This is a genomic window from Streptomyces argenteolus (assembly GCF_042902585.1).
Lineage (GTDB): Bacteria > Actinomycetota > Actinomycetes > Streptomycetales > Streptomycetaceae > Streptomyces > Streptomyces argenteolus.
This window is the reverse complement of sequence record NZ_JBIBEG010000022.1, coordinates 1-22,220: the sequence shown is the minus strand read 5'-3', so window position 1 is coordinate 22,220 and position 22,220 is coordinate 1. Positions and strand designations below refer to the sequence as shown.

The 22,220-nt window shown below is 70.8% G+C and carries 15 protein-coding genes; 8 read left to right on the top strand and 7 right to left on the bottom strand.

Features of this window, described 5'->3' with window-relative positions:
* Both ACFY8O_RS34215 and ACFY8O_RS34210 read left to right on the top strand, forming a co-directional pair.
* On the top strand, positions 1-276 hold a 276-nt coding region (locus ACFY8O_RS34215; RefSeq protein ID WP_387909282.1), incomplete at its 5' end, for an alpha/beta fold hydrolase.
* Positions 277-701: 425 nt separating this feature from the next.
* Positions 702-1,544 (top strand): MerR family transcriptional regulator, encoded by an 843-nt coding sequence (locus ACFY8O_RS34210; RefSeq protein ID WP_387909280.1) that lies wholly within the window; start codon positions 702-704, stop codon positions 1,542-1,544.
* 157 nt (positions 1,545-1,701) lie between these two features.
* Here ACFY8O_RS34210 and ACFY8O_RS34205 read toward each other — a convergent pair whose 3' ends face one another.
* The 3 genes from ACFY8O_RS34205 to ACFY8O_RS34195 form a co-directional block, all read right to left on the bottom strand.
* Positions 1,702-2,598: an SDR family NAD(P)-dependent oxidoreductase gene (locus ACFY8O_RS34205; RefSeq protein ID WP_387909278.1), complete on the bottom strand. Its 897-nt coding sequence runs from the start codon at positions 2,596-2,598 to the stop codon at positions 1,702-1,704.
* 141 nt (positions 2,599-2,739) lie between these two features.
* Complete coding sequence (locus tag ACFY8O_RS34200) at positions 2,740-3,312, bottom strand: TetR/AcrR family transcriptional regulator (RefSeq protein WP_387909276.1); 573 nt, start codon at positions 3,310-3,312, stop codon at positions 2,740-2,742.
* Between the two features lie 582 nt (positions 3,313-3,894).
* Positions 3,895-4,683 carry a maleylpyruvate isomerase family mycothiol-dependent enzyme gene (locus ACFY8O_RS34195; protein WP_387909274.1) on the bottom strand — a complete coding sequence of 263 codons (789 nt, stop codon included), beginning with the start codon at positions 4,681-4,683 and terminating at the stop codon, positions 3,895-3,897.
* 318 nt (positions 4,684-5,001) lie between these two features.
* Here ACFY8O_RS34195 and ACFY8O_RS34190 point away from each other — a divergent pair, with 318 nt between their 5' ends.
* Entirely contained in the window at positions 5,002-5,298 is a 297-nt protein-coding gene (locus ACFY8O_RS34190; RefSeq protein ID WP_387909272.1) for a hypothetical protein, read from the top strand.
* Between the two features lie 157 nt (positions 5,299-5,455).
* On the opposite strand, the gene ACFY8O_RS34185 is transcribed toward ACFY8O_RS34190, so the two are convergent.
* The gene (locus ACFY8O_RS34185; RefSeq protein WP_387909270.1) at positions 5,456-6,040 is read right to left on the bottom strand and encodes a DinB family protein; all 585 of its coding nucleotides are present in this window, start codon (positions 6,038-6,040) and stop codon (positions 5,456-5,458) included.
* A gap of 232 nt (positions 6,041-6,272) precedes the next feature.
* A complete protein-coding gene (locus ACFY8O_RS34180; RefSeq protein ID WP_387909268.1) occupies positions 6,273-6,911 on the bottom strand; it encodes a helix-turn-helix transcriptional regulator in 639 nt (212 codons plus the stop codon).
* Positions 6,912-7,573: 662 nt separating this feature from the next.
* Here ACFY8O_RS34180 and ACFY8O_RS34175 point away from each other — a divergent pair.
* Positions 7,574-7,933, top strand: a complete 360-nt coding sequence (locus ACFY8O_RS34175) for a DoxX family protein (protein WP_387909266.1) — start codon at positions 7,574-7,576, stop codon at positions 7,931-7,933.
* Positions 7,934-8,508: 575 nt separating this feature from the next.
* Here the strand turns inward: ACFY8O_RS34175 and ACFY8O_RS34170 are convergent.
* Positions 8,509-11,868, bottom strand: a complete 3,360-nt coding sequence (locus tag ACFY8O_RS34170) for a right-handed parallel beta-helix repeat-containing protein (RefSeq protein ID WP_387909264.1) — start codon at positions 11,866-11,868, stop codon at positions 8,509-8,511.
* 286 nt (positions 11,869-12,154) lie between these two features.
* Between ACFY8O_RS34170 and ACFY8O_RS34165 the strand changes: the two genes are divergently transcribed.
* Positions 12,155-13,357, top strand: coding sequence for a S8 family serine peptidase (locus ACFY8O_RS34165; protein ID WP_387909262.1), 1,203 nt, complete (start codon positions 12,155-12,157; stop codon positions 13,355-13,357).
* 122 nt (positions 13,358-13,479) lie between these two features.
* Here ACFY8O_RS34165 and eccCa read toward each other — a convergent pair whose 3' ends face one another.
* Entirely contained in the window at positions 13,480-17,427 is a 3,948-nt protein-coding gene (gene eccCa, locus ACFY8O_RS34160) for a type VII secretion protein EccCa (protein ID WP_387909284.1), read from the bottom strand.
* A gap of 513 nt (positions 17,428-17,940) precedes the next feature.
* Between eccCa and eccD the strand changes: the two genes are divergently transcribed.
* The 3 genes from eccD to ACFY8O_RS34145 all read left to right on the top strand — a co-directional run bounded on the left by eccD (position 17,941) and on the right by ACFY8O_RS34145 (position 21,820).
* Complete coding sequence (gene eccD, locus ACFY8O_RS34155) at positions 17,941-19,320, top strand: type VII secretion integral membrane protein EccD (RefSeq protein ID WP_145812890.1); 1,380 nt, start codon at positions 17,941-17,943, stop codon at positions 19,318-19,320.
* 16 nt (positions 19,321-19,336) lie between these two features.
* Positions 19,337-20,815, top strand: a complete 1,479-nt coding sequence (gene eccB, locus ACFY8O_RS34150; RefSeq protein WP_387909259.1) for a type VII secretion protein EccB — start codon at positions 19,337-19,339, stop codon at positions 20,813-20,815.
* A 222-nt stretch (positions 20,816-21,037) separates the two neighbouring features.
* Entirely contained in the window at positions 21,038-21,820 is a 783-nt protein-coding gene (locus ACFY8O_RS34145; RefSeq protein ID WP_387909257.1) for a type VII secretion system-associated protein, read from the top strand.
* Positions 21,821-22,220 lie beyond the last annotated feature (400 nt).

The window sequence follows — 22,220 nt, the reverse complement described above, 5'->3', positions numbered from 1 at the left end:
TGGAACGTCGCCGCCGGCGCCTCCTGGTACGCCTCGCTGGCCTGTGTGGCCACCTGGAGCACCGACTTCCGCGCCGACCTGCCCAAGATCGACGTCCCCGCACTCATCCTGCACGGCACCGCCGACCGCATCCTGCCCATCGAGTCCACCGGAGAACTCTTCCACCAGGCGCTCCCGCAGGCCGAGTACGTCGTCATCGACGGCGCCCCCCACGGCCTGCTGTGGACCCACGCCCAGGAAGTCACCGACGCCCTGCTCGCCTTCCTCGCCAAGTGACCGCCGGCACACACCCCACCGGCCACCAGGCGGCACCCGGCCCGTTACCCACGGACGGGCAAGCCGGGCGACACCCCCACCGCACCACGGCACGACCGTGAACCGGCCGCGACCCGCCACCGAGCCCCCCACGACAGCGGACGCACACTCCGCCGGCAGCACACCACACCGGCACCGCCCAGCCACCCTCCCCGACACGAGACGCCCGCCCCCCTCACCGGGCGGGCGTCTCGCCCGTCACCGCACACCGGCCAGCACGACCCGGACCCTCACACACCACAGCAGCCACCCGACCCCCGGACCACCGCATACGCCCCGAGCGACCGTGTCGTTTCGCCAGGCAAGGTACCGACACCCACCACGTTGGACGCCTCGAAGGCCCTGATATTTGACCTTGCAGTTGCTGCAAGGCCGAGGATGGCTCCATGTTGTCGATCAGCGATTTCAGCGCGATGTGCAGCCTGCCACCCCAGACACTTCGGTACTACCACTCCGAAGGCCTGCTTGTCCCGGCCGACGTCGATGAGCGGACCGGTTACCGCTCCTACACCTTCGAGCAGGTCGAACGGGCGATGCTGATCACCGTCCTACGCAGCACGGGGATGAGCGTGACGCTGGTCCGACGCGCTCTCGACCAACCGGAGGTGACTCTGTCCCTTCTGCGGCAGCACGCCACGGAGGTGCGACGGGAGCGTCAGGCACAGGACGAGGCAATCAGAGACGCGCACGAGTTCCTCGCTTCGCCCCCTGAGCCGGTGGTGCGCCACGTGGGCGAGATGACCGTGGCCTCGAAGCTGGTGTCCGGCCCGCCGCCCGAGCACGACCGCACCGACTGGGACGCGATCGACGCCGCGACCACTGCCACGGTGCAGGACCTGACGAAGACAGTGAAGTCGTGCGGGGCCCTGGTGACAGGGGCCCCATGGCGAGCCCTCGCCTCCGGGACCCCGGAACAGAAGAGCCGCATCCTCGCCGGGGAGGATCCCGACTGGCTGGTCAAGGTTCCCGTCACGGGGGAAGAGCACGCGTTGGCCGCCCTGCCTGCCGACATCGAGGTAGAGATGTTCGAGGCACGGGACGAGCTGTCGATCTTCATGCCGGGCAGGAGCTCGATGGCCAAGCACAGCACTGCGCTCTCGCGTCTCCTCGCCCATCCCCTTGACGCCGCCTACCTCGACACCTCCCGCATGCGCCATCTGCTGCACGATGACGGGGTCGAAACCACCATCGCCATCTGTCGACTCCCCGAGCCGAGTGCCGAGGCATGAGCCCCCGCCTTGCCTGGACACCGAACTGTCCGGCCCGGGCGAACAGTTCCCGGTCGGGGGAGAAGCACCGAGAGCGGAGCCGGGCCCTGGAACGCCGGACCCTAGTGATGAGCAGTCGACTCGCTTCTGAGTGATCCGAGTTGCCTAGGGGGTCCGCTCAGCTTGGTCGACCACCGAGATCACCATGCAAGGGTGCGAGCCGTCGGCTGAGGCTGAGGATGTCGTCGATGGCGCGGGGGTCGGTGGTACCGCGGAAAGCGGGGACAGGCCGGGCTTCGGGGCCTATGACCAGACCGGTCTGCCCGTCGAGCGACGCATCGGTGGCGGCGAAGACGGAGGACTGGGCGGCGACGGAGGCCGGGCCGGCGGTCGAGCGCTCGAAGGTGCGGCGGACCAGGGGCCACAGCAAGCGCAGCGGCGGCGAGACGATCCCGGGTGACGTCATCGTGCCGTTGGTCATGTCGGTCGCGGCGCCGCCGGGGTCGGCGGCGAAGACCGTGGTGCCGGTGCCCCGCAGGCGCTCGGCCAGGTGCAGGGTGTAGATGAGATGGGCGAGCTTGGCCCGGCCGTACCGGTGGAAGCCGTAGTAGCCGCCCGGGGGTTCGACGGTGTCGAAGGTGCGCTTGGCGACTTTGACCGCTCCAGAGGTGACGTTGACGATCCGGCTCGGCCCGCCTGCTTGGAGTTGGTCGAGCAGTCGTTCGGTCAGCACGTAGGGCGAGAGGTGATTGACGGCGAACGAGGCCTCGATGCCGTCGACGGTCTGCTGCCTCTGTGCGAACATCGCGCCGACGTTGTTGACCAGCACCCTCAGCGGGCCCTCGGCCGCCAGGCGCGCGGCCAGTTCACGTACCTCTTCGAGCGATGCCAGGTCGGCCACCACGAAGCGCGGGGTGCCTCCGGTAGCGACCGCTGCGATCTCCTTGACGGCGCTCGCGCCTCGCTCGGCGTTGCGGCCGACCACCGTGACGCTGAACCCGTGCGCCGCTAGCCCTTTCGCGGTCTCCAGACCGATGCCCCCGGTTCCGGCCGTTACCACTGCCCGCCTGTTCATGGCTGTTCCCCTCACCCCTCGCATTAACCGGATGGCTATCCGATTTGGTGGGGGCACGCTAACACAACCGGATAGTCATCCGGTTAATCAGTGAGGTAAGTCGTCCAGCTGCCGTCGGCGCGGACGCCGTCTGCACCGCCGTCAGTGCGGCGGTCGTAGGCCCTCGAGCAGGATGCCCAGGTAGAGCTCCCGGCGGTCGCTGCCTCCGAAGCGCACGGCGTGCTCGACGCCGCAGAGCAGGCGCCGCACGTCGTCGGCCTCGATGTCACTCCGGATGGCACCAGTCCGGCGTGCACGGTCCAGCAGGACTGCGACGGCTTGGTCGAGCTCGTCCTTCATTTGCGAGGTCTGCGTCTCCTCGGTGCTCGCCGACTCCAGCACGGCCGCGAAGTCGGGATCCTCCAGCGCCCGGTCGAGAGTGAAGTGCAGCAGGTGGCGCAGGCCCGCAAGCGGGTCCTCGGCGCGGGCTGCCCCCTGCGCCTCTCCCACCAGTTCCTGGAAGCGTTCCGCCGAGAGTGCCTCGACCAGTGCATGACGGTTGGGGAAGTGCCGGTAGACCGTGCCCACGCCCACACCGGCGATCCGGGCGATGGTGTTCAACTGCAGCGAGTGGTCACCGGCGGCCAGTTGCTCGCGGGCGACCTGCAGGACGCGGGCGCGATTGCGCGCGGCATCCGCCCGTAGATCCGTCCTCTGCCCCGCTCTCGGTGTCACGACCCCAGCATAGGCGGCGCGCGTACGTGGCCTGAGGGCTGTGGCGAGCTGTCGAGGTGCGTGGCGGCACGCGGGAGTCGCCGGCGCATCGCCCTGCTCGCCGGGCTCGGCGTGTGGGCCGGTCACCTGCCTGCCTGCCTGCGCGGACGGCCTGACGGATGCTCGGCGTATGCGGGTGCCCGGCTGGCTGGGTGCTGCCGAAGCGTGGACTCCGCCGACGTGGCTGTGGTGGTGCCGTGACCCGATCGACGGGGGCTTCTCGGGCCACGGCCTACCCCTATCCCCACATGCAGGGGCAGGAATGTCGCGCGGAAAGTTGCCCCCAATGGGAGGAGAGGGGGCAACCCGACGTCAGCATGCCCTGACGTTGGCGACATCCATACCGCTCTACGAGCCCTGGGCTCATTGGGTTCATCCCTGACACGGATTCTCTGGGACGGTGGGCTGGTTGTGCGGGGCCTCGCGGCCAGTTGTGTCATGGGAGCGTACGGCGACAGCGGAGCGTCTGTCCCTGAGAGGTCGCCTGCGAACGGATCGCCTCCCACATGGCTCGAGGCGCGGCACAACCGCCCCCGTTCCGTCCTACTTCTCCTCCGGCTCCCAGGCGCGGAGCAGGTCGAGCAACCCTGCGTCTCCGTCAACGTGCAGAGAATCGGCCTGGATCCGGTCGTACAGGTAGAGGACCAGCTCACTGGCCGTGCCGCGGACGGAGGCGCCGGCTGCGGCCGATTCCTCGCCGGTGGCAGGTATGCGGGTGGTGCGTGCGCCGTCGCCGTCGACGGTGAGGCGCCAGGAGTGGCCCTCGGCGGCGTGGAAGTCGAAGGCCGTGGGCTTGTGCGGCCAGGCACTCGGCGTTGCGCAGACGGTGAACAGGAACTCCTCCACACCGTCGAGTGCCAGCTCGATGGGCAGCGGCTGCGGGGCGCCCCCGGCGAGCTGGGCGTCGTAGGTATGCACCGCGGTCTCCTGGACCCGGTGCCGGGCGGTGCCGCCGGCGGTCTGCGGTGACTGCGACGCGGGCCACCACGTCCAGCAACCGCTCTCCGGTCCCGCCGCGCGCAGGGCGTCCAGCAGAAGCTGTGTCGACGCGTCCAGCCAGGCCAGCAGGGCCTCACGCTCCTGCGGCACTTCCAGAGCGGCGCGCGCGGCGACGGCCTCTGCGGGGGGCGCGTCGGCGGGCCCCGCGCCGACGATGGCGGCCCAGAAACGGTCTCCCCCACCCAGGTGCTTCACCAGGTCGAACAGCGTCCACCCAGGGCAGGTCGGCACCTGTGCGTCGAGACCGGGCGCGGCGGCGACCACGGCACGGAAGGCGGTTGACCGTTCATCGATCAGTCGCAGCAGGTCGGCGAACTCAAGACTCTTCGTCACGCCCGGATGTCTATCACCGGGCTCCGGCGACCGGCCAGCGTTTTTCGCAGTGGCCGCCGGTCGGCCGTTGCGGACGTCCTCGCCTCCCACCGCTCGGGTGACGAGCTGCGCACTGCTGCGAGGACGCCGGTGGTGGCGGTACACCAGACGTACGGCCTGGAGGTGCTCCGGTCTCCACGGGCGGAACGCCAACAGCCACTTACGGATCAGCTGCCTGCCAGTGGTGTGACGGGGCCGTGCGGCGCGAGCCGTCGGGGCAGCTCCAGGGCGTTTCTTTGGAATCTCGTCCACACATCCCCGAGCGATACAGTGCGCGCCGTGTACACACCCGATTGGTTCGTCTGGGGCGCCCTCGGCCTCGTCATCCTGCAGACTCTCGCCCTCGTCCCCGTCATCCGCCGACTGCACGAGCCCGACCCCGGGGTGCGCTCCCAAGTACGTCTCGACCTCCTGGACACCGTCGGTTCTCTTCTGCTCCTCGGTGGCCTGGCACTGGGGCTCGCGGTGGCGGATTCCTTGATCTGGCTCACGTTCGTCGGGTTCGCGCTTGTGGCCGGTGTGTACGCAGTAAAGGGCTTCCACCACCTCCGCGCTCGCCGCCGCCCTGCTGAATGAGTCCGGCAGTAGGCACCTTCCTGGTGTCAGGCCGGTGATCCGAACGACACTGCGCTGATGTGTTGAGTACGACCGACCTCGAAGTGTGGCTGACCGGCAGGGGGCGCCGTGGCCGGCGCTCTGTCGCACGATTCCGGCGCATACCGCTACGCATACGCTATGCCTTGATCGATGCGGCCGATCTGGCGGCCTGCTCGATCTTCGCGTAGTGGGCGTCCCGGGCTTCCTCGTCGATCCGCATCTCGTGTTCGGGCCGCATCCCGGTTCGGCCATCGATCTCTTCACGCAGGATGTCGGCGTGCCCGGCATGCCGGTTGGTCTCGCCGAGGACGTGGACCATGATGGCGAACAGGTTCGTGTGGAGATGAGGTTCCGGCCACCACGGCACGTGACCGGGGGCGTCGAGGGGAAGCTCGTCGATCGTCGCGTCCGAGTGTTCCCACGCACGCCGGTAGGACGCGATGATCTGATCGACGGTCTCCTCCTCAGCCGCCCACATATCGCTGCCGTCGTGGTCCTGCCACCGGGGCAGCGGTTCCGGGTAAGGACGGTCGAAGACCTCGCCGAAGTACCTGGCCTCGACGCCGGCCAGGTGTTTGACCAGGCCGAGGAGGTTGGTCCCGGTCGCCGTCAAGGGGCGGCGGGCGTCGTATTCGGACAAGCCGTCGAGCTTCCAGAGCAGCGCCTCGCGATCCCGACGCAGTCGTCCGTGCAGGTTGTCCTTCGCGAATTCATCGATCATGCGGCGTGAGCCTGCCATGGTCCACGTGCGGCCTCAAGATCCCTCACGTGGACTGCGACGAGCGGAGGGGCCGAAGTCTGGCCACGCACGGCCACTACCCTGAGCTGCCCCAAGAAACGGACGGAACGGGCCTCGTAGTCACCGTCTCAAGGAAGGTGCTCGCGAATCCTGGGGCTCCCACATGGGAAGGCGTCACGTTCCTCCGGCGCTCCCTGCGCGGCTCACGGTGCTCTCATAGGTGGCCGGTCCGCATCGCGTACGCAACGGCATGGGCGCGGGTGCGCAACTGCAGGCGTTTCATGAGCTCGTGCAGGTCTCGTTTGATCGTGCGCTCGGAGTAGCCGAGCCGATCGGCGATCTCTCCGGTCTCATCACCCTCCGCTGCCCTGCGCAGGATGTTCACCTCCCGTGCGGTGAGTGCTGATGTCCCGGACGGTCGCCCCGCGGGCTGAGGAAGGCCGCTGATCTGGTCCATCAGCGCTCTGACCAGATCGGCCGGCATGTCGGCCTCCCCTCGCGCCACAGCTGTGACGGCCCGCGCCATTCGGGGGCCGGTCGCGTCGTGACGCCACACCACCGCGCCGATCCCCCTCGTGACGAGGTTCGGCAGGACCGACTGCCGCAGCCGGCATGTCACCAGCACCGCGCGCGGGCCCTTGGGGGTGGTACCGGCGCCCCATCGCGCCACCATCTCGTCGTCCGCGGAGCCGGTCACCAGCAGGGGAACCGCTCCGGGGTAAGAGCGGTCGTCGACCAGGACGATCGCCTTCTGGTCGGCCAGCTGGGCTCGAGCCCCCGCCTCGGACAACGGGTCGGCTGCGTGCAGCAGGACGGGGATCGGGGGCCTGCCGCTACGGGCATCGGAAAGCATGGTCGAGCAGCTCCCTGGTAAGTGTCGGTGTGGGCGCGGGTGAGTGCGGAGCGTGACGGCGGCCGGTGCTTCCGGGGAGGTCGTCCCTGAGAGGTGGGTGCCGGTCGCACGCCCGCATCACGGTGCTCGTGCCACCACCGCGCGCTCTCATCTGGAGGTACGACGGTCGCCAGGACGTGGTTCACCACCGCCGGGTTCACCGTGGGGGCGTCGACCCTTGCCGGGTGGACCCGACAGCCGTGCGCGCTCACCAGCACGCCGTCGCCGCGAGGAGGTGTCGTGGCATGGCTCGCGATCCCCTTGCCCCGGTGCGGGGCTCCTGCCGGCCCGGGCGCTCGGCCGCGTGCGCCGTAGCCGGCTGCTCGATGAACCCCATGCCGGCCCACCCTGCTGGTTGCCGCCACAACAACCAGCAGGGCTGACGACGGGCAAGGGCCCTTGCGCACCCCGACGTCACTGCTGTTGACGAGGAACTGCGCAGGGTGGTTCACCCAGGGTGGTCTCGTCCTCATGTCGCTGCGGGGCGTTCCGGGGGCGTGCCATGCAAGCAGTCGTCGCCGCGCCTGCTGAACCGCAGCCCGTCCGCCAGCGTTCCCACCATGGCGGAGCAACGTTGTGGTCGCCGGACACCTGAGACAGCCGAACAAGAAGGATGCACCACAGTGAACGTCGCACTGACGGCGATGACCGGACTCTACGGAGGATTCTTCCTGGCCGGTGGGGCAGGGCAGGTGCTGGGCCGGTGGTCGGCGCTCACCCCCGCCGACGCGTGTGGTTTCTCCACGGCGGCATGCCGGCTGATCGGTCTGCTGGAAGTACTGGGAGGTACCGGTCTGTTGCTGGCACCCTGTTTTCCTTTACTCGGGTGCATCACCGCGCTGGGCCTGTTCCAGCTGCCCGCCGCCGCCTTCGTGTACCACAGTTGGTACCAGGCGCGCATCCTACGTCTGCTGGCGTCCGCAGCGGTCGCCGTAGGTTTGTTGTGCAGTGCCTGCGGCCTCTACCTGACGGAGATCGCCTGAAAGCCGTCGGCACCATCAGGGCCTTGCTGCACAGCACGGCCCTGCGAGCGGCCTGCATGATCCGTCAGCCCGAGCATGTGGACGACCACCGGAGTCCTATCAGGCCTCCGTCCAGGAGCCGGCACAAGGCGCCGGGACGCGTCGGGCGATCGAGGAGCGCTTCCGGGCCGCGAGGCACGAGTGCGGCCTGGACCCGTACGAGGTTCGCCGCTATGTCAGGGGCGGAGGTTCGGCGGCTCCTGGCAGCTTGTGGTGCCCGCCCCCGCACCTGAGCGGACACCGCGCAGGACGTCACACACTGAGCTGGTCGAACCGGCGCCGCCGGCGCCAAGCAGTTGCGCGCCCGCTGTCACCACCTGCGGCGCTGTCGCACGATCGAGGGGCGGTCCCCCTGAGACCGCCCCCGGACGAGCGAGGCCGCGCTGCACTCCGGCCGCCCCGCGAAAGACCGTCAGGCAGCGAATCCTGGGCGCGAGAGCCGACCGGCCCGCGCCCGCCTCGACACCGTCAGTCCCACACCGTCTTGCCACCAGGACGGTTTCCGCCCGATGGCAAGACGGTGACGCACGCCCTCGTCAGAGCACGACCCGTTTCCGTTCTGCCCGCCCACCCGCCGCGGCCACGCCCTCAGGCAGGACCTCCGGGAAGTCCTCCGGCAGGAGGGTGCGCAGGTCACTGATGCTGGGGCCTTCCACGGCGGCCAGGCGTCGCGCCTGCCGGGTGATCATGCTTTCCAGTAGCTTGCGGGCGAGCCGGGCGTTGCCGAACGCGCGGCCGCGCGGCAACGCGTCGACATGCGCACGCAGCGCGGCGAGCGCGTCCGAGCGGCACTCGTAGCCCGAGGCGGCAGCGTGCCTCTCGACGATGGTGACCAGTTCGTCGGTGCTGTAGTTCTCGAATTCCACGGTGCGTGAGAACCGTGAGGCAAGCCCGGGGTTGGAAGCGAGGAAGCGCTCCATCTCCTCGGTGTAACCGGCCACGATGACCACGACGTCGTCGCGGTGGTCCTCCATCAGCTTCAGCAGGGTGTCGATGGCTTCGCGGCCGAAGTCGTTCCCGGAGGCCCCCTCAGGAGTGAGGGTGTACGCCTCGTCGATGAAGAGCACCCCGCCCAGCGCGCTGGTGAACACCGCCTTGGTGAGCTGCGCGGTGTGGCCGACGTACTGACCCACCAGGTCGGCACGGGCCACCTCCACCAGGTTCACCCGCGGCAGCACGCCGAGAGAGTGCAGCAGTTCGGCGTACAGCCGTGCCACGGTGGTCTTGCCGGTACCGGGTGGTCCGGTGAAGACAAGGTGGTGGCTGATCCGCGGGGCGGGCAGCCCGGCAGCCGCGCGCTGCCGGGCGTTGGACAACAGGCTGACCAGGTCGGTGACCTCGCTCTTGACCGCCGTCAGGCCCACCATGGTCTCCAGCCGCTCCAGAGGGCTCGGCTCGGCTTCGCCGCTCCCGCTCCCACCGGCGTCCGCCGTCGCGTCTCCGACGTCCTGCGGCAGCAGCAACGTCAGGTCCGTCTCCCCGATGTCGGTCATCGCCGCCAGCCGGAACGACTGCCGATCGATCATGTCCTCGAACACCCCTCGGGCTGCGCGGCCGTTTCCGAAGGTGGCATCCCGGGTCATGCCGTCGAAGTGGGCGGCCAGCGCCTCGACAGTGCCCGGGCCCAGCTCGTAGCGGTGCCGGGCGCACATGTTCTCGGTGATGGTGACGAGGTCGTCCACCGAGTAGTTGGCGAACTCGATGGTGCGGGTGAACCGCGAGGCCAGGCCCGGGTTGGCGGTGAGGAAGGACTGCATCTGTTCTGAGTAGCCGGCGACGATGACCACCACGTCGTCGCGGTGGTCCTCCATGAGTTTCAGCAGGGTGTCGACGGCCTCGCGGCCGAAGTCGTTGGAAACGCCGCCATCCGGGGTGAGGGTGTACGCCTCGTCGACGAAGAGCACGCCGCCCAGCGCGCTGGTGAACGCCTCGGTGGTCTTGATGGCGGTCCCACCGATGACTTGCGCGACCAGGTCTGCACGGGCCACCTCGACGAGATGCCCGCTGCGCAGGACCCCCAGGTCAGCCAGGATCGCACCGTACAGCCGTGCGACCGTGGTCTTGCCGGTACCAGGGGGTCCCGCGAAGACCAGGTGCCGACTCATCGACGGCACAGGCATGCCCAGTCGTCGGCGGCGCTCGGCGAGTTGGTTGAGATTGACCAGGGTGCGCACCTGGTGTTTGACGTTCTCCAGGCCGACGAGGGAATCCAGTTCCTCCATCGGCCCAGTCGGCTCGGCACCCCCCCTGCCGCCGGCGCCGGACGTGCCGGACGTGCCGGTTTCGGCGCTCTCGCCCCAGGCATCCGGGACGAGGTTGTCCGCGCTGGCGAGATTCTCCACGGTCAGCTGGTCGCCGGAACGGCTCTGACGCAGGCCCGCACCCTGATTCTCGCGCACCGAGCAGGAGGTCAGGGTGACCTCCCGGACGGTGTCCACCCGTATGCCGTCGCCGGCGCTGCCGGTGACGGTGCAGCCGGTCAGCTCGGCCCGGCCGCCGTCCATCAGGTGGACACCGTGGATGCCGGACCCCTCGATCAGCAGGTGTTCCAGCCGTGCCTCGGCGCGCTCACGCACGGTGACGCCGGAGTCCGCGCTGCCGGTGATCTCGCAGTCCCGCAGGGTGCCCAGGGCGCCTTCGCCGAACACCACGCCGGAGCGGCCGGCGGCCCGCAGCAAGGTGTCGCTCACTGTGGGCTCGGCACCGTCGCCGAGGTGCAGTGCCGCGCCGCCGGCCGCCTCGATCCGGCAGTGCTCCAGCCGTCCGCGTCCGCCGTCGGTGATGTCGACCCCATGTCCCTCCGCACCGGTGACCGTGGCACGCAGCAGCAACGGGTCGGCCGCCGAGGAGACGGCCACCCCCACCCCGGCGGCGCCGGTGACGCTCAGCCGGTCGAATTCCGCGGTGGAGCCGTCGGCGATCACCACGGACCCGCCCTCGTACGTACAGTCGCGCACCGACGTCTCCCGTAGCAGCGGGGCGCTGTGCTCGGTGACCCGGATCGCCGGTTCGCCCGCGCCCTCGAAGGAGCACTTCTCCAGGACGCCCCTGGAGCGGTCGATGACCAGCAGCCCGCTGCCCTTGGTGCGCCGGGTGACACAGTGCCGCAGATACGGATCGGCGCCCCCGGTGATGACGACGGCGTTCTCGCCGATCGCCTCGAACCGGCAGTCGTCGATCTCCGGTCGGGAGACGCTGGCGATCAGAAGCCCGACGGCTGTGTCGTGCACGGTGGTACGCAGCACCCGGGTCGAGCTGTTCCCCTCCAGCGCTATGGCGGGCTTGTCGCAGCCGGAGACGTCGCAGTTGTCGACGGTGCCCTGCGCCTCGCCGTTGGCCAGCACTCCGTTTCCTCGGGCGCCACGGATCCGGCAGTTGCGTACGGTGGGCCGGCCGGTCTCACCGATCACCACGGCCGACGTGCCGAAATTCTCGAACACCGTGTCCTCGATCACGCTGCCGGTCTCGGAGGTGTCCACGAGGCCGGCACCCCCCGGGTTGCTCACCCGGCAGTCGCGCGCTGCCAGCGAGCCGGTGCCGCGCACCAGCACGGCCGCCCAGCCCGCACCGGTGACGGTGCAGCGATCAAGGGCCGCCTGGCCTGACGGGACGTCCACCACGGCGGTGTCCTTGTCGTTCCCCCGCAGCGCGAGGTTGGTCAGGAGAACCGCATCGGCCATCAGGCTCACCGCGCCGCCCCGGCGCGGGCAGATCTCCACCTGGCCGGGATCGCCCTCGCCGACGATGGTCACCCGCGTCCTGATCACCAGATTCTCCGGGTAGCGACCGGCCGCCACCCGGATCACCGCGCCGGTGCGTGCCTTGGTGAGCGCCTCGCCAATGGTCCGGGCGTCACCCGGTCGGTCGGGAGAGACCGTGAGCAACTGCCGTGACACGCGCCTCGAACCTCCTGGTCATCATCGCCGCCACCCGGGACCGGGACGCGGATACTGCACGAACAACCCGTACTGCTGCAACGGCGACGCGTGCCCGGCCGACGGGTACGGACCCGAATCTGTCCCTTGAGGGCCACCTGTCGTCCCTTTCGGGACACGTCCTGTCCCGCACGGGACGACACTGTGGGGCAGCGAGCCAGGAGAGCGTGAGTTGAACGTCAACTCCGCCTGTGACCGGCCCTGTTGCGCGCCGGGCGGTCACCGCTGTGTGCCTATCATGCACGCCATGCGAAGCTCCATGAGAGGTCTGCTGACCGCCCTCGCGGCCGTCGCCGCGCTCGCGCCCACCGCTGGGGCCGCCGCGGCGCCCTCACCGTCCCCCGCCGCCGGACGCGACGTCACTGTGCTGCCCCCGCTGCCGGTTCGGCTCGGCGAAGGCAGGCCGTGCACCGCTCCCTCCGAGCAGACCGCCGCCGGTGGCACCTGGGCCGTTCCGGCACTCGGGCTGACCCGTGCCCAGCGACTCGCCCGGGGGAGCGGGGTGACCGTCGCGGTGGTCGACTCCGGCGTGGCACCGGGCACCGCCGGACTGTCGGGCCGCGTCACCGGCAGCACCACGGACTGTCTCGGGCACGGGAGTTTCGCCGCGAGTCTGATCGCTGCCGAGCCGCGGAAGGACAGCGGTGTGATCGGGGTGGCACCCGCCGCGACGGTCTTGTCGCTGCCCGGCACCGATGCCCGGGGGGTGCCCTCCGCCGCGTTGGTCGCCGCCGGTATCCGCCAGGCCGCCGACCGGGGAGCCGACGTCATCTACACAGGTGCCGCCCTGCCCACAGGCCGCGTCGAACTGACCGGCGCGGTCTCGTACGCAACCGGCCGGGGGGCCCTGGTCGTCGCCCCGGCAGCCCCGGACGCCCTGCCCGAACAGGAGACCGGCCCTGCGGACACCCCGCAGCCGAGCGGTCCGTACTGGCCGGCCGCCGCCCCCCAGGTGCTGTCGGTGGTGGACTTCGGGCCGTCCGGCACCCGGCCCTCCGGCGCTCCGGCCGCCTACCGCCCTGACCTGGCCGCGCCCGGCGACGGAGTGGTCGGTTCCGGCCCGGGAGGCGACGGCCACTACATAGCATCCGGCTCGTCGTTCGCCGCGGCCAACGCCGCCGGGGCTGCCGCACTGGTCCGGGAACATCACCCCGACCTGAGCCCTGCGGAGGTCGTCGGCAGACTCCTGCACACCGCGTATCCGGCCGACGTGCCCCGGCTCGACCCGTATGCCGCGCTCTCCTTGCGCGGGGAAACCGGTGCGGACCGTGGCACCGCCGCTCTCACCGAGCTGCCCGCCCCGGCACCCGAGCCCTCCGAGACCGGCCCTCGCGACACGGCGCTTCTCGTGGCCGGAGCGTGCCTGGCGCTCATCGTGCTCCTCGGCGCGATGGCCGTGGTGGTGCCGCGGGGGCGCGCACGCCGTTGGACCCCGCCCGGCGTCGACTAGACCATGTCGCGAGCCTCCCGCTCGCTGCGACAGCGCGTTCATGCCGGCATGCCGGACAAGAAGGAACCAGCTATGCGTCCAACGGCCATGCACCCGTTCCGTGTTCGGCCGGATGTGCGCGCTCACCGTGCGGCCTCGCCGTCCAGGAGTGCCGTCTGGATCTGCACCGCCTTTCGGCGGGCGATGCGCAGCGCCCGGCCGGGTACCAGAGGGCGGCCCTTGACGTTGTCGAAGAGGTAACCCTCGCTGGGCGGGCAGGACATGAGCAGCGCCGGCGTGTTGACCTCTTGGAGCCGGCGCAGCATCGACTCGTTGATTCCACGCCCGGCGCCGGCGGCGGATCGCGCCACGATCATGTGCAGGCCGACCTCGTGGCCGAGCGCGAAGTGATCGTGGAGCGGAGAGAACGGCTGGGCCATCGGGCCGGTGCCGAGCATGTCGTAGTCGTCGACCAGGATGAACAGCCTGGGCCCGGACCACCAGTCGCACTGCCGCATCCGGGACGGCGTGATGTCCCCGTCGGGCACTCGTTGCTTGATCGCCCGGGCGGCGCCCTCCACGAACTCGTTGAGGCCGTCCATGGAGACGGCGTGCCCGAGCCGGTACTCCTCCGGGATCGCCTCGACCAGCTCCCGCCGGTAGTCGACGGTCATGATGCGGGCCTCGGCCGGGGTGAAGCGGGTGGTGATGCCCTGGGCTATGAGCCGTAGCAGGTTGGTCTTGCCGCACTCGGTGTCCCCTACCACGAGCAGATGCGGGTTCTCCGCGAAGTCGTGCCAGACCGGGCCGAGTTCGTTCTCGTCCACGCCCAGGGGGATGCGCAGGTTGTACTCGCCCAGCTCCGGCTCGGGCAGCTCGGCCGCTGACAGAGTGACCGGCAGCATCCGCACGGGCGGTGCGACCGGCCCCGTCCAGCTCTCAGTGACCGCCGCGACAAGGCCTTCCACGCCTTCGGCCAGGTCCTCGGCCTCCTCGACGCCGTCGATGCGCGGCAGCGCCGCCTGGAAATGCAGCTTCTCCGCGGTCAGACCACGGCCGGGAACCCGGGGCAGCGCGGCGGACTTGCGCGAGTCGATCTGCGAGTCCATCGAATCGCCCATCCGCAGCTCCAGCAGGGTGCCGGCCTGATCGCGGACCGCCGCCGACAGCTCGATCCAGCGTGCGGTGGTGACGATCAGGTGCACGCCGTAGTTCAGGCCGCGGGAGGCCAGCGCGTTGAAGGTGGGGATGTGCCGGTCGAAGTCCTGCCGTACGGTCTGCCACCCGTCGACCACCAGGAACACATCGCCGTGCGGCTCGTCGGCGAACTCCCCGGCTGTGCGCCGCCGGCGGTAGGTGGCCATCGAGTCGATGCCGTGCTCGAGGAAGAACCGTTCCCGCTTGGTCAGCACTGCGTTCACCTCAGCCACGGTGCGGCCCACCCGCTCGGCGTCCACCCGGGCGGCGACGCCGCCCACGTGGGGCAGCCCGGCGAGCCCGGCCAGCGAGCCGCCGCCGAAGTCCAGGCAGTAGAACTGCGCCTCGCGCGGCGTGTGAGTGAGCGCCAACGCGGCGATCAACGTCCGCAGCAAGGTGCTCTTGCCGCTCTGCGGACCGCCGGCGATGGCCACGTGGCCGCCTGCACCCGACAGATCCACCGTCATCAGGTCGCGCAGCTGGTCGAACGGACGGTCCACGATGGCGACCGGTACCGTCAGCCGTCCCCGCCCGGCCCAGCCGACGGTCGTCAGGCCGTGGTCCGGGTCCGGCGCGAGAGGCGGCAGCACCTGGTCCAGCGTCGGCGGCACGTCCAGCGGCGGCAGCCACACCTGGTGAGCCGGAGGACCCGAACCGCGCAGCCGGTCCAGTGCCATGGACAGCAAGGTCCCGCCCGTCTCCTCCTCGCCGGTCTCAGGAGTCTCGGGCTCGGGAGCGGCGCCGTCGTCCGCCGGGGAGCGGGGCACCACCCACCCCGACGACCAGGGCACCACCTGGCTGGCCACCCGGGCCTGTGCGACCGGGCCCCGGCGCCGCCGATGGGGCCCGGAGACGTATGCCGCACGAAACCGGGTCAGCGCGTCCACACCGCTCTTGAGGTAGCCGCTGCCCGGCTCGGAGGGCAGTTCGTACGCGTCCGGCACCCCGAGCACGCCCCGGCTCTCCATCGCGGAGAAGGTCCGCAGCCCGATGCGGTACGAAAGATGGCCCTCCAGCTGGTGGATGCGGCCTTCCTCCAGGCGTTGCGACGCCAGCAGAAGGTGCACCCCGAGACTGCGCCCGAGGCGGCCGATCATCACGAACAGGTCCATGAACTCGCGGTGGGTCGACAGCAGTTCGCTGAACTCGTCCACCACCACGAACAGGCTGGGCAACGGCTGCAGCGGGGTGCCGTTCGCCCGTGCCTTCTCGTACTCCAGCGCCGAGGTGTAGTTGCCTGCCGACCGCAGGAGCTCCTGGCGGCGGATCAGTTCACCGTGCAGCGCGTCCTGCATCCGGGAGACCAGCGCCACCTCGTCCGCGAGGTTGGTGATGACCGCGGAGGTGTGGGGCAGTTCGTCCAGGCCGAGGAAGGTGGCGCCACCCTTGAAGTCCACCAGCACGAAGTTGAGCGTCTCGGAGGAGTTGGTCATCGCCAGGGCCAGCACCAGAGTGCGCAGCAGTTCGCTCTTGCCGGAGCCGGTGGCGCCGATCAGCATGCCGTGCGGTCCGGTGCCGCCCTGCGCCGACTCCTTGATGTCCAGTTCCACCGGCCGGCCTTCCGCGCTGACCGCGATCGGCACCCGCAGCCTGGCGTTGCCGCTGAACCGCGCCCAGACCTCCGCCGGCTCGTACCGCTCCAGGTCGGCGATGCCCAGCAGGCTCGTCAGTTCCACCTCGGCGAAGGGCTGGGAGGTGTCCACCGCGCCGGTATTCATGCGGTACGGGGCCAGCAGCCGGGCCAGCGCCAGAGCCCCGACCGGACCGAGTCGGTCCGGTGTGCCCAGCGGCGTGGTCTGCTCCCGGCGGTCCCGGTCGGTGCGGACCAGGGACAGTTCGTCCGCCGTCACCTCCAGGCGCAACGTCGTGCGTCCGGGCCGCCAGGCCAGGGAACCGCCCACGTCGATCGCCACTGCGTTGCGGAAGCCCATGCCGTCGAAGCGGTGCCCTGTCGGTGCCGGGCAGCCGTCGACCACGACCACGACGAACGGCTCCTCCCGTCCGACCGGAGCTTCCGGGTCGGCCGCGGGACGATCCTGGAACTCCCCGCCCAGCAGGTTCTCCAGCTCGCCGAAGGCCGACGCGATCAGCCGTGCCGGACCCGCCCCGTCGCTCTCGTGGCGATGCAAGGTGTGCGGGAGCCACTTGGCCCACTCCCACTCCGCCCGCCGCTCGTCGGAGACGCACACCGCGATCCACAGGTCCTCGGGGGAGTGGAAGAGCGCGAGCTGGGCGAGGAGGGACCGCACGAAAGCGCGGGCCGTCTCGTCCTCGCCCCGCAACAGCACCTTCGACCAGGCGCGAAGATAGACGGCGATGGGCTGGTCGGGGACGGTGGAGTAGGCCCGGATGAAACTGCGCAGCGCGTGCGCTGTGAGCGGTTCCATGTCCTCCACCGGCGTACCGGACGGCGCGAGCAGTTTGACTGCCATGCTCTGCTGCCCCATCCCGGCCCGGACCTCCGCGAAGTCCTCGTCGCTGTTGCGGCGTTCCCACAACCGGGTGCTGGACACCAGGGAGGCCAGTGCGTCCGGGTGCGGATGCCGCCAGGCCAGCGCCCGCTGCTGCTGCGCGATGGTGGAGCGCACCTTGCGCCGGGTCTGGGACAGATAGCGCAGGTAGTCACGGCGCTCGCCCTTCAGCATCTGCTTCCGCTCCGCGTTCCGCCGCATCGCCTGGCCGACGATCATCACCACGGCGCCGAGCACCATCATGCCGAGCGCGATGTACAGGAAACCGTTGGAGCCCGACTGGCCGGTGCCGCCGCGCATGTACATCAGCATCATCGACACGGACATGAGTGCCATGGGCAGATACGTCCACACCGAAGAGGTGTCCGGCTGCACCTCCGGCAGGCCCGGTGGCTCTTGGAGAGTCATCTCCCCCGAAGGCATGTCAGGACCGCGGCGACGCGCGGGCCTGCGGAACGGGATGACGCTCAACGCGGGCCTCCTCGGTGACAGTGATCGGGCGGACCGCCGTGCAGCCGTGCTTCCCCGACGGGGCCCGATCCTGCCGTAGCCGGACGGCTCTCCTGAACGTCCGCGGAAAGCGGGCAGGGGGCATACGGACAAACGGCTGGAACGGAAGGGACAAGCGCGGGGAACGAACGCGCCGGAAAGCGGGGACCAAGCGGGACGCGCTCCCGCAGGGAAAGCCGGACCGCTCCCTACCGCGAATCCGGAAAATCGTCCGCAATACACACCCGTGAACCGCGCCAGGAGAACACCGGCATCCCTTCCGTGAGGAGCGTTTTCCCGCAGCGTGTTTTTTTGGCGATAGGCTCGAACGGCCGTCAGACTCAGAGGCCATGCGGCAATGCCGCAATCCGTCGGTGGACGGCCGGTGCGCCGCACCGAAATTTCCGCACCGCGCACAAGCGGTTTGCCAGGAAGCGCGAACGACTCATGACTGACACCACGTCGGCCGCCCTGTGCCGGCTGACCGTACGTGCCCCCGCCCGGACCATCGACCTCGCCGTACCCGTCGACGTGCCCGTCGCCGACCTCCTGCCCACGCTCGTCGGATACGGCGGCGACGACCTGGGGGAGACCGGCACCGAGCACGAAGGCTGGACGCTCCAGCGCCTCGGCGGCCCGCCGCTCGACCCGGAGAGCACCCTGGCTGCGCTCGGCCTGCGTGACGGGGTGGTCCTGTATCTGCGGCCGCGCGCCGACGTGCTGCCCGAGGTAGCCCTCGACGATCTGGTCGACGGCATCTCCACGGCGATGCAGGACAGGCCGCACGGCTGGAGCCCGACGGCCGGCCGTCGGCTGCTGTACGGCCTGGGCGCCACCACCCTGGCCCTCGGCCTCATCGTGCTGATCCAGCCCGGACCGGCAGGCTGGCTGCGGGCGGTCGCCGCGGCGGCCACCGCTCTGCTGCTCATCGCCGGTGCCGCATCCGCCTCCCGCGCGGTCGGCGACGCCGAGGCCGGCTCGGTGCTGGGCCTGGCCGCCACGGGATACTTCGCACTGGCCGGCTGGCTGCTCCCCGGAGGCACGGCGGCCGACGGCAGCGCCCTCCTGGCAGCTTCCGCCGCCACCGCCGGTGCCGCCGTGCTCGCGCTCGCGGCGGTCGGGACGTACCCGGCCCTCTTCCTCGGTGTCGCCGTGACCGCGACAGCCGGGGCGCTGGCGGCGGTACTGCTGCTGTCCGGACTGACCATCAGGGAGGCAGCCGGAGTGGTCTCGGTGACCGTGGTGCTCTTCGGCGGCTTCGTGCCCTCGCTGTCCTTCCGCCTCGCCGGAATGCGGATGCCTCCGCTCCCTACCAATGCCCAACAGCTTCAGGAGGGCATCGACCCGTACCCGCCCGACGCGGTCCGCGACCGGTCGGTCCAGGCGGACGGCTGGATGACCGCCTTCTACGGAGCGATCGGCCTGATCTGCCTGCCCTGTCTCGCGGGGCTCCTCGCTCGCCCCACGGCCTCCGGGGTCTGGACCGCGGCGGCGCTCTGCGTACTCCTGCTCCTGCACAGCCGGGGCCTGGGCAACGTCTGGCAGCGGCTGGCACTCACCGCGGCGGGAGCCTTCGGCACAGCGCTGCTGCTGTACGGCCCGGCGCGCGGAGTGCCGGACACCGAGAACCGGCTTCTTCTGTGCGCCGCGCTGCTCGCCCTCGCCGCCGCCCTGATGATCGCCTCCTGGACTGTGCCGGGCCGTCGACTGCTGCCGTACTGGGGTCGAGCCGCCGAACTCCTGCACTCCCTGGCCGCGATCGCTCTGATCCCGCTGATGCTCTGGACGGTCGGCGTGTACGGCCTGCTCCGCGGGCTCAACGGCTGAACGAGGACGACCCCCCATGCGGAACAAACGCGACCAGGTCCAAGCCCACATGTTCGTGATGGGCCGACTGACCTCGGCCATGCTGCGTGCCGAACCCGACGATCCGGAAAGCCCGACCAGCCGCACCAACCGCGGCGCCCTGATCGGCGTCATCATCGCGATCCTGGTGTGCGCCGGAGCATTCGTCCTCGGGCTGCTGCGGCCCGGCGGCAACGACTCCTGGAGAGCCTCCGGTGCCTTCGTGGTCGACGAGGGCACCGGCGCCTCCTACCTCTACCTCGACGGACGGCTGCGCCCGGTGCGCAACTACGCCTCGGCCCGGCTCATCTCCGGCGCCGACATGAAGACGGTCTCCGTCGGCAGCGCCTCGCTCCGGCACGCCCCGCACGGCGCACCTGTCGGCCTCCCCGGCGCCCCGGACACCCTGCCGAACCCGGCGGATCTGGACACCGACCCCTGGCGGGTGTGCGCGACCGTGTCCGTCACCAAGCACACCACCGTCCCCGGGACGACCCTCGCCGTCGGCGCCGGCTCGACCGACGGCATCGACGGCGCCCGAGGACTGGGCTCCGGGCAGGGCGCCCTGGTCAGCGGACCCGACCACACCGTATGGCTGCTGTGGCAGGGCACCCGGCTACGGCTCGACCGCGACACCGGCGCACTCGACGCCCTCGGCTACAGCGCCCTCGCGCCCCGCCCGGTCTCCCTCGCCTTCCTCAACGCCCTCCCGCAGGGCCCCGACCTTGCTCCGCCGGACATCCCCGGCCGCGGCGCGGCCGGACCACGGCTGGACGGCCACACGACCAAGGTCGGGCAGGTCTTCCGGGTCGACGTGCCCGGCTCCGATCCCCAGTACCACCTACTCACCCAGGACGGCCTGACGCCGCTCACCGCGACCCGCACCGCCCTGGTACTGGCCGACCCACGCACCCGCACCACCGCGTACGACGGTCGCACCCCGCAGGCCGTCCGGCTCGGCGCCGGGGCTCTCACCGGTCACCGGGCCACCTCTCCCGGCCCTCTCGGGGACGACGGTGAATGGCCCGACGCCCCGCCCACGATCCTCGCCGCGGAGGCCGGGCAGGCGCTGTGCGCGGAGACCGAGTCGTCCGGCTCCTCCGTCCGCACAGCCGTCTCCCTTCTGCCGGTGACGGCCCTGGGCATGCCCGCCCAGCCGCCCGGCCGGGAGGCCGAACCGGCTTGCCTCACGGTGGACGCGGTCACCGTGCGGCCTGGTGCGGGCGTGCTCGTCCGCGCGGTCGGGATGGGCGGCGGGGCCCTCGGCGACACCACCTTCCTGGTCACCGACAGCGGTGTGAAGTACCGGGTGGTGAGCGCCGAGGCCGCCACCGCCCTCGGCTACGACGCCGGCGACACCCGGCGGTTGCCCGGCTACCTGCTGACGATGCTGCCCACCGGGCCCGACCTCGACCGGGCGGAGGCGGTGGCGGGCCGGGCCCGCACCACCGGAGGGTGCGGAGGGGGCAAGCGGTGACGAGGGCCGTACCGCGCCACCAGGAATGTTCGGCTCCGGCGGCCGGTGGAACCAGCTCCGCAGGACGGCGGACGGCCACGACGCAGGGTGGCAAGAGGCGAGCGCGGCGGTGCACACCGTCACCGTGCGCGCCTCGAAAGGGGGCGCTGGGAGTCGTATCCCTCCCTCGCCCTCGGACATGCGGAGCCACTGTATGCACCGATCCACCGAGTGAGGACGATGATGAGTGAGAACTTCAGCGGCGTGCCCACGGCCTCGAGCGACGTCTTCGGGGTCAAGGGTGTCTCGGCCGAAGGCACCGGCCCCGACAGCGCTCGGGAGGCCGGCCCGCTGAGGCCCGACGGCTGGCTCCGCATGGTGGATCCCCTGTGGCTGGGTGAGGGTGAGCCGCCCGAGTGGGCGGTTGTGGGCTGGTGGCGCTCCGGTGCGCACGGCGAGATCGTCGAATGGCAGGACAACCCCGACTACCAGCCGTCCCCGGGCGCCTTGGACTGGCCCGAACCGGAGGACGAGGTGGACCGGGCGGTGCAACTGGCCGCGACCGGTTACGGATCGAGCGAGGCAGTGCCCAGGGCTCTGCTCAACCATGAGGTCGCGGTACTGACCGGTCCCGGTGGGAGACTGCTCGCCGCCACCAGCCCTGACGGCACCCCGGTCGTCCCGGTCTTCACCTCGCCCGTCTACCTGCACACGTGTGGGCGATGGGGTTACGAGCTACGGCGCGTGGACGCGAGCTTCCTGGAGGAGGTCGAGGACGGGCACCTGCTGTACCTCAATCCTTCCGGCCCGGTCAGCGTGATGGTGGAACCCGCTGCGGTCCGTGAGGTGCTGGCCGCTCTGCCCGCACCGGAACCGGTGGCCACCACCGGTTTCGACCTTCCCTCCACGTCAGAGACGGGGATGCGGAGCGTGCAGGGTGCCGGTGAACCGGACGGGGCGGGGGGCGCGCATTCGGTCCCGGCCGACCAGTGGAGAGCGCCGGCAGCGGAGCCGCCGAGGGTATGAGCCACGCGGCCGGCGAGAAGCGGGCCGGTGGTGTCCCAGGTCGTACCCAGGCTGCCCGTCGGGCCGGCAACGGGGAGACGGCCTGAGGTGGCGGCGCCCGCTCCCGGTCACCGGAGGCTGTCAGGGGCACAGGGAGGGGCGGCCGGCCTTTCCCCACCGCTGTCGCGCCTTCACCGGCGCCGGTGGATCCCGCACCTTCATGTGCTGAGGGAACTCGTGCGGGGGGTGAACCGGTTGCGGTCCGGTGCCGTTCTGTGCGGTGGGTGTTCCGATGTGTTCACGGGCTCCCACTCGCGGTCGGCCTGCCTCCCCCGGTGGCCGGGACGCGTCACCCGTGCCGCCGCCCCGCCCCGCGGCGGCACGGGCCTTCGTCGTGGCCCGGCAGTTGTCGGGGGAGTGG

Bases quoted from the DNA above. Each gene is read 5' to 3' on its own strand.
- ACFY8O_RS34145 (WP_387909257.1), top strand. From the start codon at position 21,038: ATGAGTGAGAACTTCAGCGGCGTGCCCACGGCCTCGAGCGACGTCTTC.
- eccD (WP_145812890.1), top strand. From the start codon at position 17,941: ATGACTGACACCACGTCGGCCGCCCTGTGCCGGCTGACCGTACGTGCC.
- eccB (WP_387909259.1), top strand. From the start codon at position 19,337: ATGCGGAACAAACGCGACCAGGTCCAAGCCCACATGTTCGTGATGGGC.
- ACFY8O_RS34185 (WP_387909270.1), bottom strand. From the start codon at position 6,040: ATGATCGATGAATTCGCGAAGGACAACCTGCACGGACGACTGCGTCGG.
- ACFY8O_RS34180 (WP_387909268.1), bottom strand. From the start codon at position 6,911: ATGCTTTCCGATGCCCGTAGCGGCAGGCCCCCGATCCCCGTCCTGCTG.
- ACFY8O_RS34205 (WP_387909278.1), bottom strand. From the start codon at position 2,598: ATGAACAGGCGGGCAGTGGTAACGGCCGGAACCGGGGGCATCGGTCTG.
- ACFY8O_RS34210 (WP_387909280.1), top strand. From the start codon at position 702: ATGTTGTCGATCAGCGATTTCAGCGCGATGTGCAGCCTGCCACCCCAG.
- eccCa (WP_387909284.1), bottom strand. From the start codon at position 17,427: ATGCCTTCGGGGGAGATGACTCTCCAAGAGCCACCGGGCCTGCCGGAG.
- ACFY8O_RS34165 (WP_387909262.1), top strand. From the start codon at position 12,155: ATGCGAAGCTCCATGAGAGGTCTGCTGACCGCCCTCGCGGCCGTCGCC.